The following is a 10,655-nucleotide window of genomic DNA, read 5'->3' on the forward strand; positions in this document are numbered from 1 at the left end:
TTAAAATGCAACGGCCTAAAAATGCGCCAAGACAAACTCTTTATGTTAACCAATTATTTTATACTCACCATTAGACCAAAATAAGTACAAACTATAAATAACAATCCACAAACTACTGCAAAATATGGCTTCATCTTTTTGTAAAAGCTCAAAAAGATCATAATTAAAAATATAAAACTAAAGAGTATTAAGAAAAATCCTTCAACAGAAAACATTGGTTTTAGATTAACGGGAGTTATAATCGTTTTGCCGATTAAGTATTCAAGCCACTTAGATGCTCCCTCAGATTTAACTGTAAAATCTATATCGTGTGGGGGAGATAAGGTGCCAAGTATACTTGTGAAAAAGAATATGACAGTAATAATGATGGTTTCAGCTTTCAACCAAGCTCGAATATTAAGATTAGGCTGCGCTGACAATCTCCTTAAAAGAATTCCATTGATTAGTGCAAATGCAAGTAAAGGTATGATACTGATATGCTTTAATAATAACATTTGACCATAAGGCAGAACCCATGAATTGATATAATCACTTATATCTACTACAAAGAGCATCACAGAAAAGCCACTTGTTAATATGATTACCATACAACCAATAGCAAATGGTGTAAACCATTTTAAAAAGGTCATCCAGTTATGAAGGTTTTTTGAAAACCATGCAACATGAATGAGAATTCCAGTCCATAATGCTACTGCTAAAAAGTGAATACTGTGAGAAAGCAGCCCAGTCCAAAATGATAATGATGCAACATGGCTAGCGTAACCAACTGCTAAAATCATCAATAATAACCAAAAGGCTTGTAAATATTTCGAACCTTCCACATACACGGTCATCCACAAGAAGGTTGCCACCCAACCAATGAAAATCCACGCTTTTCCAACTTGAAAGTCAGTTAAGATTGACCATGATTTCTGATTAAAATAGTCACTACCATCAGAAAAATAAAAAATGACTTGTAAAACTGGACCAAAGGATGAGACGATGATGCCTAATATAGATAAAAGGAGCATTGGTTTTGGAATAATGATTTTTGGTTTTTTTTCATCAGGTACGAAAGATAATGCAACATGACCAGCAAGTAAAGAATAGAAAATATAGTTAAAAAATTCGCTAAGTGAAACAATGAATGGCAATGCTTATCCCTTCTTTTTCAAGATTGATATCAAACCAACGATAAGAATAATACCTAAGCTAACTGTTAAAATTCTGATCAATGTGCTGGAAGATGTATTTTTTGCTTGACTATCTTCTTCTGTTTTCTGACTTTTTTCTAGTTTCGTATCTTTTTCAATGCTGTCTTGTTTCGTTGTAGAGGTCGTTGACTGGGTTGGCGTTTTTGTCTTATTTTGTGCTACTTTTACATTAAACGGAATTTCGCCAGTGATTGGATGACCGTCTTCTCCAACAATTTTCCATACAATCGTATATGAACCGTTCTCAAGTGGGGTTGAAATAGTACCGATAAGTTGATTGTCTTTCACCGTGATATTGTTCAATGGAATTTCATTTCCATTGTTGAGAAGATGCATTGTGCTTAGTTTCTCTATTTTTGTCTCAAATGTAAGAGTAATTGTTTCTAGTGGTTGAGTTACTGTTTCTTTTGCTTTAGGATTAGAAGACGATAAGTAACTATGAGCATGTCCGATGGATGGAATACATAAAAAGGTAAGAAACATCATTAGAATTATTTTTTTTATCATTTTTAATCACCTAGTTCTTTTTTAATATGATTTTTCGGTACATACCTTTCATCATAACATCTTTATCTTCAACTAAGTAACATTCATGTTTGAACTTTTTGTAAACCTTTTCAAATGAAATACCTATGTCAGTACCCAACAGCTTGATGATGGGACGAATTACTTTTTTTCCGAATGACAGTTCTCTATGTTTAGGTGCAAATTTATCAAATATAATAATACGTCCACCTTTCTTCGTTACACGCACGATTTCTGACATCACTTTTTCGGGGGAAGGGACTACGCTTATGACTAAACTTGCTACTACTACATCAAATGAATTGTTTGGAAATGTTAGAGATTGAGCATCCATTTGAATGAATTTTATATTTTCATTCTGATACTTATTTTTTGCTTTTTCCAGCATTTCTTTAGAATAATCAATAGCAACTACATTTATTTTTTCTAATGGACAAAAGGCCAAATCAGCACCCGTTCCTACTCCAACAAATAGAACATTCTCGCCATCTCCAAAAGGAAATTCATGAAATATCTGTTTTCGCGCTGAATAAAACACACCTCTATTAAAAAATAAATCATAAAAAGGAGCCCAACATTTATAAATAATCCGATTCCATTTGTTATTCATTTTCTTTTTCTCCTTTTTACATGGCATTTGAGCATTGATTAAAATAAAATCCATAAATTCTGCACAAATTCAAGATAATATAAAAAAAGTAGAAATATACGGTATGTTGAAAAAAGCTTAAGAGTCTTTAAACAAGTATTTTTTAACAGTTTAATCACTGAACATAATAGAAATCAAGGAGGGTAATATGGATAGATGAACACAAAAAAAATTCTCAAAATGTTAATTGCACTTTTTGCGTCTACTATTATTGCGGCAGGTTGTAGCGCACAAAATGGAAATGACTCAAAAAAAGCAGAGCAATCAATGGAGCATAGTCAGCATAGAAGTAGTCAATCGAATGGAGCAAGCAATGACAAGGAAAACACAGCTATAGTTGTTCAAGAACCGAGTGTATATAATGAAGAAGCGAGTAAAAATCTTCTTACATTGTCAACAAAAAACGTTACTCGATTAAATACTGATGATCCAGTTGAACTTTCGGTATTAGTATCACAAACGGTATGGCCGGCTACTCATAAAGAAAATCAACCAAATGGGATTATCCTAGCTCCCCTTGAAAATTGGCAAGCAACATTGGCTGCAGCTGATCTTATTCATCATCCAAATAACGGACCTATTTTATTTACAAAAAACAATACAATTCCAAATCAAGTGTTGAATGAAATTCAACGTTTAAATCCACTTGGGATTAAAGACGGTACACAAATTTTTGTTATCGGTAACTTGCCGAAACAAGAGTTGGATAAACTAAAACGTTATAAAGTTCAACAAATTAATGAAACCGATTATGCAGCATTAGCACAAAAAATTGATCAATTGTATGCTGAAGTAGCAGGTAAACTACCAGAGAGTGTCATCATTGGTTCTTTTGAGGAAAAAGCAAAACTTTATACGATTCCTGCGGCCAATTGGATTGCTCATATGGAAGAACCGATTTTATACGTTAGTCAAAATAAAATTCCGAAACAAACAGAAGAAGCATTGAAAAAAAGAAAAGGAAAAGCGAATATCTACATTTTAGGTCCTCAGTCCATAATATCAAAGGAAGTCGAAGAGAAGTTAAAAGAATTTGGAAAGGTTACACGAATTTCAGGAGATACTCCAACTCAACAGTCTGTTGCATTTGCGACTTTTAAAGATAAGAAAACAGGATTTGGTTGGGGATTAAACAATCCGGGACACGGTTTATCATTTGTTTCGACCAAATCTCCTGAAATGGCATTAGCAGCAGCGCCTTTTTCGCATTTAGGAAAACATGCGCCACTTATTTGGCTTGAGAATGGCGAACTTACCCCAGAAGTTTATGAGTTTATGGCTACCTTAAAACCAACGTTTGAAAACGATCCAACTGTAGGACCGTATAATCATGCTTATTTATCCGGAACAGAAAAACTGATTTCGTATCAAACGCAAGGGGTTATTGATGAAAAGCTTGAAATTGTTCCAGAGAGTGGAGAAGGGCATGGAAGTCATTAAGAAAAAATTGGAGAATTTTTCATTAACCGTACAGAAACGCATCTGTACGGTTTTTTGTTAGTTCAAACTAAAGCTTTTTCTCCCGTCCCATATTAACTAACTTTATTGATTCGAGTAATTTTTAGGTAAAAATATCTTTCATTAAAAATTTATTATATTTATGAAATTTTATTTTTATAAAGAGTTCTTGGTATGTTGCAAGAGGCATTATTCAAAAGGAGTGAATCAGATCGTCTATGCCCTCATTTTATTTTTGCGGGTGTTGAAGCGTATGCTTTCCATTAAATTTTTCTTGCGTCTAATGTCAAAAAAATAAAATTAACTCCTTTTGCTTATTATCGATTCATGCTTGCTGTTTTTTATAAAAAAGATTAGGAGTACTCTTACAAGTTTGAAGAGTACTCCATCTAAGAGTCAGTACAGGGACTTTTAAAACTTCAACGTTATTAAGATATTACAGGTTTGGCGTTGGAGTCGGTTCGGCATACCCATTTTTATATGCTTCATCAATTTTTTTTCGAATCTCTTTTATTGATTTTCCTGCTTTATAATCTTGAATGGAAGTGGCCGCAATTTCTAGGCAAACTCCACATTTTGTAGCATGATCGTCCCACACAATTGCTCCGTCTTTATGATTTTTATATACAAAGCAGTCATAATTATTTTTATGACCAGAAGATTTACCGCAGCCGCAATAACACGGAATATTTTCAAGCAATTCTCTGTTTTTCGCTACGCTAGCGTATAAGTTTTTCATTTCCTTCGGTTTATCGTTCAAGAAACTTGGTAGAACCTCGACACTTTTTGTTTCTTCTACAATATCTCTGCTTTCTGTTTGTTGATGTTCTTTTTTGTTGTTTCCTGATTCTTGTAGCGAATTAGAGCAACCAACAATTAAGAACGCACTTAATAATGTAATAGGGAAAAATTTTTTGTAATTTACCATTTTATATCCTCCTGACACTAGATTAATAAATGAACATATATTCATAAAAGATACGTCTCTATTATACACGTTTTCTTAACACATAGAAAAGCTTTTCAGTTTGAAAACAACACAATACATAGTGGTTAAACGGAATATGAGATACTAGGGAGGCGGAAGAAGTAAAAATTTTGATGTAAAAGATAACGATCTAATTTTTCCGTTATAACCTCGAATCATTTTATTGCGGAAAGACAGAAAGAAAAGTGTGTTTTTATGTTGATAAGACATGTTTTGTTTCATTCATGCATAGGATAGATAAAAATGAATTATGGACAAAATGGATGGTGACATCATGGGAGAAAGAGAAATATTAATGGTTCCCATCATTACTATTTTTATGTTTTTAGGAATTACCTTGGGGGGGATTTTCAGCTTTTTATTCCGTTTTATTTTAGGAATGAAAATAGAGCGGACTTTCGTTTTCTGCGGCGGTCTGTTGCTCGGATTGATTCTATTCGAATTGCTTCCAGAAAGTTTTACTCAGAATAGCTGGATGGGAATTGTCTTAGGGATATTAGCAGGTATTTTATCGATGAGTATAGCTGAGAAATTATTACATAAAAATTTAAATGTGGCTAATGGAAGCCTAGAGTATATACGTTCTTTTGTACTTTTGCTTGTTGCAATTGGCATTCATAACTTGCCAACTGGTTTGGCGTTAGGGACCACAATGAAAACCGATGCATTTTCTCTTTCTCCACTGTTAGCCGCATTGATTCTACATCATATTCCTGAAGGAATGGCCTTAATGGGGTCAATGGCATTTGTAGAATCCCCATCCGTATTGTTTGTAATTAGTGCTGTTTTTTTGGCTGTTGTTCTTGGCGCAAGCATTTTTATCGGATTTCTAATTGGAGACAATTCTTACAAACTCAATACTCTCTTGTTCGGAGGAGCAATTGGCACTTTATCATTCGTAACGTTCCATGAAATCTTATGGAAAGCCAAAAGAAAAATGAAATTTCATGAGTTTGGGTTGTATGTATTACTTGGTTTATTGTTTGTTTATATGTTTTTATTACTTATTCATTAAATATTGTTTGACAGTGTATAGAGTATTATGATACTTTTTTTGTAGCATATATGAAAATGTGTTCATATATTCAATATAGGAGGAATATTTTATGGAAGAATCTAAACATACTACACCATCTGTTGATAAGGATTTAGACGAGGAAACCTTATTTATTGTTTCACAAACGTTTAAAGCATTAAGTGACCCGACGAGAATTAGAATCTTATATTTACTATCACAAAAGGAGTATTCAGTGAACGAAATTGCTGAAAAATTGTCGTTAGGACAATCAGCTGTGTCACATCAATTGCGCTTTCTAAAAAATTTGCGCCTTGTTAAATACCGACGCGCAGGAACGACGCTGTATTATTCTCATGACGATAAACATGTCATGAACATCCTGAAACAAACAATTGATCACGCGAGACATCATTAAAAAGGCAGGGATTTTATCATGGAGGAATATCGAATAAAAGGTTTGTCATGTGCTCATTGCGCCGCCGAAATCGAGAAGAAAATTCGGAGTTTAGAACATGGGGAATCAGCAACACTAAATTATAATACAGGAAAACTAAAAATTGATGAAAAAGTTGATTTAAAACAAGTCGAAAAAATTTTATCAGAAGACGGAGCATTTATTGAAAAAACTCAAGCTCATCATCACGAACATGAGCATTCACATCATCAAGGAGTCAATTTAAAGTTTTTACTTATTGTTTCGACTGCTTTATATTTCATAGCGTTTTTCCTTGAGAAGCAGACAAACAGTTTTCTGGTGATCGGTTTGTACTTAATTGCCATGGTTATTAGTGGATATCAGACGTTTTTGAAAGGTTTAAAAAACTTAGTTAAACTGAAATTCAACATTGATACGTTGATGACCGTGGCATTAATTGGGGCCATCTCCATAGGAGAGTGGAAGGAAGCAACGGTTGTTGCCATTCTTTTTGGATTAAATGAATATCTTGAAGGCATTGGAATGGAAAAGGCCAGAAAGTCGATGGAAAAATTGTTGGAAGTGGCTCCAAAGCAAGCGACAGTATTGAAGGATGGCATAGAGAAAGTGGTTCCTATTGAGTCCCTTCAAGTAGGAGATATTGTTTTAGTAAAACCCGGAGAAAAAATTCCTTCGGATGGAGTAGTTATGGAAGGTAAAAGCTCCGTGAATGAGGCCGCCATTACGGGGGAGTCATTACCTGTTGAAAAGGAAAGCGGAGAAACGGTATTTGGCGGAAGTATTAATAACGAAGGGATTTTGAAAATTGAGATTACAAAATCATATGAGGATTCATCATTAGCCAAAATTTTACACTTAGTCGAGGAAGCACAGGAAACAAAAACGCCAACAGAATTGTTTATCAATCGTTTTGCCAAATATTATACTCCTCTAATCATGATTGTTGCTGTTTTAGTTATGGTGGTACCTCCACTATTTTTTGGTGCCGAGTGGAACAAATGGTTTTATCAAGGTTTAGCCGTTTTGATTGTCGGGTGTCCGTGTGCATTAATTTTATCTTCACCGATTGCGATTGTTTCTGGGATTACAAGAAATGCCCGTAACGGGATTCTTGTGAAAGGGGGAGTGTTTCTTGAGCAGTTAGGAAAAATTAATACGATTGCCTTCGATAAAACGGGAACTCTTACAAAAGGAGAGCCACATGTTGAAAAAGTAACGGTTTATATAGATGATCAAGATGAGTTTTATCGGATTATCGGTTCAATTGAGAAAAATTCATCCCACCCGTTGGCCAAGGCAATTATGAAAAAAGTGGTTGAGACAGAAGTCGCTTTACATGATCCGGAGGAAATCGAAACGGTTTCTGGACAAGGGATCATCGCGCTTATTCAAGGCAAACGATATTGGGTGGGGAACGAGAAAAGTATTTCGCATTTACAAATAACGGAGAAAGTAAAAGCCGATATTGAGAAAATGAAAGAAGAAGGCTTGACGTTAGTGTTACTTGCTGATGAACGTCAAGTGATGGGGCTAGTCGGAATTTCTGATGAAATTAGAGAAGAAAGTAAAAGCTTAATTAAGGCGCTCCATCAAGCGGGTATTCAACATACAGTGATGTTGACGGGTGACCATCAAAAAACAGCAGAGAAAGTGGCACGAAAAGTGGGAGTAACAGAGTATTACGCCAATCTGTTACCAGAAGATAAAGTGGAAAAGGTAAAAGAATTAGCGTTAAAAGGCAAAGTGGCGATGATTGGTGACGGTATCAATGATGCACCTGCTTTAGCAACAGCTGATTTGGGTATTGCAATGGGAAAAGGTACTGACAGCGCAATTGAAACGGCAGACATCGTTTTAATGCAAGACCATCTTGGAAAACTACCGAGCGCTATAAGAACTGCTAAAAAAGTAAATCGTATTATCAAACTAAATATTTCCCTTGCATTAGGTCTTAAATTATTAGCTCTATTACTGACTATTCCGGGCTTGCTTACACTCTGGATTGCTATTTTATCGGATATGGGTGCCACTATTTTAGTTACTTTAATTAGCTTAACGATTTTGTGGGAGAATAAAGAACATAATGTAATAAATTAGATAAAGAAATATACATCTAAGTTTTCGATGTATTTGATACACGCATAAAATAAAATTGCTAAAGATTAACCGTTGGTGGGAAAACGGATGAAACCAGAAAAAACGGAATCGAAAATGAAAAAGAGTATAGAACAGATTATTGAACATTTTAGAAAGAAAGGCATTCAAGTAGAGAAGGTATTATCGAGAGCGAGCATGGCAAGAAATCTTAAATGTGTTCTGTTATAAAAGTCATATGGTTCTTACGAAATTAAGTAAGAGGGGAGCGGGGCGACTCTCCCTTGTCTTCTCCACCACCTAGCACGCGGTCCTGAACTAAGTGGTTCACTAATCTTGATGAAGTTCAACATATTTCTGCATAATGCTCTTGAGTCCTCGGGATTGCCAATACGCAATTCCGAGGACTTTGTTCTGTATAAATGAGGAGTGCGTGTCTTCCGCCATGCTTTTTGGGTAAAAGCGTCATCTTTCCGTTCATATGCCCACCCAAGTTTATTGAAATAGCCCTTGGCGGCTTTGGACTTTACCTTGTCTAGCAGTCTCATCGGGCAATTTGGTTCGTGTAATCTAGACCAGCGTTTGCCTCCAGATTTCTCCAGATTCTACCTCGTGATAGACACCTTGCCTTTGGTTAGCCGTAGACGCTCGCTAATCCCCGCCTAGGATTTTTATAGATGACGCCCATACTGGGAGCACCACGAAAAGGTAAAAATGCGCCGCCATTTTTGCGCCTAGGATGATTGCAAAATTTTAATGTGCTCTAAAATCGTTTCGTACGGAACATCCTGCACTCCGTTATATGTCTGGACGATTTTGCCGTCTGGACCGACCAAATAAAAGCTTGTTCCGTGAATGACTTGATCGTCGTTTTCCGGTTTTTTCACGATCGTTTTAAAGCTTTTTTGCGCCAGTTGCTCGATTTCTTCTTGGCTATATCCCGTCAACAAATGCCAATTTGACAAATCTGTTGTAAATTTTTTGGCATAGGCCTCGAGCTTTTCCGGCGTATCTACTTCCGGATCGACGCTAAATGAGACAAATTCGACCTTAAGCCCTTTCTTGGCCGCCATTTTTTTCAGCTTCGCCATATTCGCTGTCATCGGCGGACAGACGGTTTCACAGCTTGTAAAAATAAAATCAGCTACCCATACTTTTCCCTTTAAATTACGCAACCCAAACCTCTTTCCATGTTGGTCGGTAAACGTAAAATCATCTACCGGCCAATTTTTGGCGTCCGGAATCGTTTTTCCGCACGCAGCTAGCAACACGATGGAAAGAATAAGCAACATTCGTTTCATCTTTACCTTCACCTATCCTCTCTCTTCGTCCGTATCATACATGATCCTGAGCGCTACGTCTCCGGTATAAATCGAAATAATTGGCGTCGTCCTGGCAATATCGATATGCGAACATCCCGTCGCTTCTATGAGCACCTGTTTCAGTCATTTCGCTCATGCCTGCGCATAGCATGGGCAATCGCCATCGCCCGTACGGTTTGCTTGGCGAGTTCCTCTGCAAACTGATTCGTTAAATATTTCACCGTCCGTGAGAAACTTTAGCTTGTCCATAAAATCGATAAGCTGAAGTTTCTTTAAGGAGTTTTTTTCACTTTACAATTACTTCGTTTTTAGGCATATTATGCATTCCTCTAGCTGTTGTGTGTGAAATGACATAGTACTTTCCTGTTTCTTTAAAGACATAAGTAACCTTGTATTCACCATTTTTAGTGTGTTTGGCTTCAATTTTTTTATGTTGGTCTTTCGTTTGTCCTTCCTTCCAAATTTCAAATGTTACTTCATCAGCATCTTCTACTTTTTCGGTTCCTTGAGTAACAGTGGCGACTAATTCCACCTCTTTATTGACCTTTATATTCTCTGGAATTGTTTTAAATTTTACTTCAATCAATTCTGGGGCTTCTTTTTCCTGGCTACACCCACCAAGTACAAAAAGGCTTATTAAAGCCAACGCGAATAACTTTTTCATTTTTAACACTATCAAAAACCTCCCTAAGTAAGGTTAGTAATATCTTATATCATTTTACTTCATAAAAAGGCTTTGTTCTGTTATGAAATGTGGCTAAAAACCAACAATAAAGAAATTTCCATGCACAATACAATATTATTAAATGAATATATATTCATATTTAAAACATCACTGATTGGTATGTAAAATATAAAGGCTGCAAAATGGCGAATATGTGAATGATTGGTTGCTATCGTTTAATGAATACATTTGGAAAGAGAGAAACCTATTGAATAATAAAATAAATTCAGAAGAAGAATATGTAAAAA

The 10,655-nt window shown here is 35.6% G+C and carries 10 protein-coding genes; 4 read left to right on the forward strand and 6 right to left on the reverse strand.

Annotated features, from left to right (window positions below):
• Positions 1–53: 53 nt before the first annotated feature.
• The 3 genes from GCA01S_RS11100 to GCA01S_RS11110 are packed head-to-tail and all read right to left on the reverse strand — an operon-like array spanning position 54 to position 2,328.
• Complete coding sequence (locus GCA01S_RS11100; RefSeq protein ID WP_033016621.1) at positions 54–1,133, reverse strand: copper resistance D family protein; 1,080 nt, start codon at positions 1,131–1,133, stop codon at positions 54–56.
• Between the two features lie 3 nt (positions 1,134–1,136).
• A complete protein-coding gene (locus GCA01S_RS11105; protein ID WP_052510037.1) occupies positions 1,137–1,700 on the reverse strand; it encodes a copper resistance CopC family protein in 564 nt (187 codons plus the stop codon).
• 10 nt (positions 1,701–1,710) lie between these two features.
• Complete coding sequence (locus GCA01S_RS11110) at positions 1,711–2,328, reverse strand: class I SAM-dependent methyltransferase (protein WP_042410005.1); 618 nt, start codon at positions 2,326–2,328, stop codon at positions 1,711–1,713.
• 195 nt (positions 2,329–2,523) lie between these two features.
• Here GCA01S_RS11110 and GCA01S_RS11115 point away from each other — a divergent pair, with 195 nt between their 5' ends.
• Complete coding sequence (locus GCA01S_RS11115; protein WP_071997952.1) at positions 2,524–3,807, forward strand: cell wall-binding repeat-containing protein; 1,284 nt, start codon at positions 2,524–2,526, stop codon at positions 3,805–3,807.
• Between the two features lie 454 nt (positions 3,808–4,261).
• Here GCA01S_RS11115 and GCA01S_RS11120 read toward each other — a convergent pair whose 3' ends face one another.
• Positions 4,262–4,753: a PCYCGC motif-containing (lipo)protein gene (locus GCA01S_RS11120; RefSeq protein ID WP_042410008.1), complete on the reverse strand. Its 492-nt coding sequence runs from the start codon at positions 4,751–4,753 to the stop codon at positions 4,262–4,264.
• A 334-nt stretch (positions 4,754–5,087) separates the two neighbouring features.
• Between GCA01S_RS11120 and GCA01S_RS11125 the strand changes: the two genes are divergently transcribed.
• From GCA01S_RS11125 to GCA01S_RS11135, 3 genes are all read left to right on the forward strand, one after another.
• Positions 5,088–5,828: a ZIP family metal transporter gene (locus GCA01S_RS11125; RefSeq protein ID WP_161939236.1), complete on the forward strand. Its 741-nt coding sequence runs from the start codon at positions 5,088–5,090 to the stop codon at positions 5,826–5,828.
• A 91-nt stretch (positions 5,829–5,919) separates the two neighbouring features.
• Positions 5,920–6,246 carry an ArsR/SmtB family transcription factor gene (locus GCA01S_RS11130; protein ID WP_042410013.1) on the forward strand — a complete coding sequence of 109 codons (327 nt, stop codon included), beginning with the start codon at positions 5,920–5,922 and terminating at the stop codon, positions 6,244–6,246.
• A gap of 18 nt (positions 6,247–6,264) precedes the next feature.
• The gene (locus GCA01S_RS11135; RefSeq protein ID WP_042410014.1) at positions 6,265–8,364 is read left to right on the forward strand and encodes a heavy metal translocating P-type ATPase; all 2,100 of its coding nucleotides are present in this window, start codon (positions 6,265–6,267) and stop codon (positions 8,362–8,364) included.
• A 731-nt stretch (positions 8,365–9,095) separates the two neighbouring features.
• Here GCA01S_RS11135 and GCA01S_RS11140 read toward each other — a convergent pair.
• Together GCA01S_RS11140 and GCA01S_RS11145 are read right to left on the reverse strand one after the other, a co-directional pair.
• The gene (locus GCA01S_RS11140; RefSeq protein ID WP_033015904.1) at positions 9,096–9,662 is read right to left on the reverse strand and encodes an SCO family protein; all 567 of its coding nucleotides are present in this window, start codon (positions 9,660–9,662) and stop codon (positions 9,096–9,098) included.
• A gap of 307 nt (positions 9,663–9,969) precedes the next feature.
• Positions 9,970–10,347, reverse strand: a complete 378-nt coding sequence (locus GCA01S_RS11145) for a FixH family protein (protein ID WP_042410023.1) — start codon at positions 10,345–10,347, stop codon at positions 9,970–9,972.
• Positions 10,348–10,655: the final 308 nt, after the last annotated feature.

The organism is Parageobacillus caldoxylosilyticus NBRC 107762 (assembly GCF_000632715.1).
Classification (GTDB): domain Bacteria; phylum Bacillota; class Bacilli; order Bacillales; family Anoxybacillaceae; genus Saccharococcus; species Saccharococcus caldoxylosilyticus.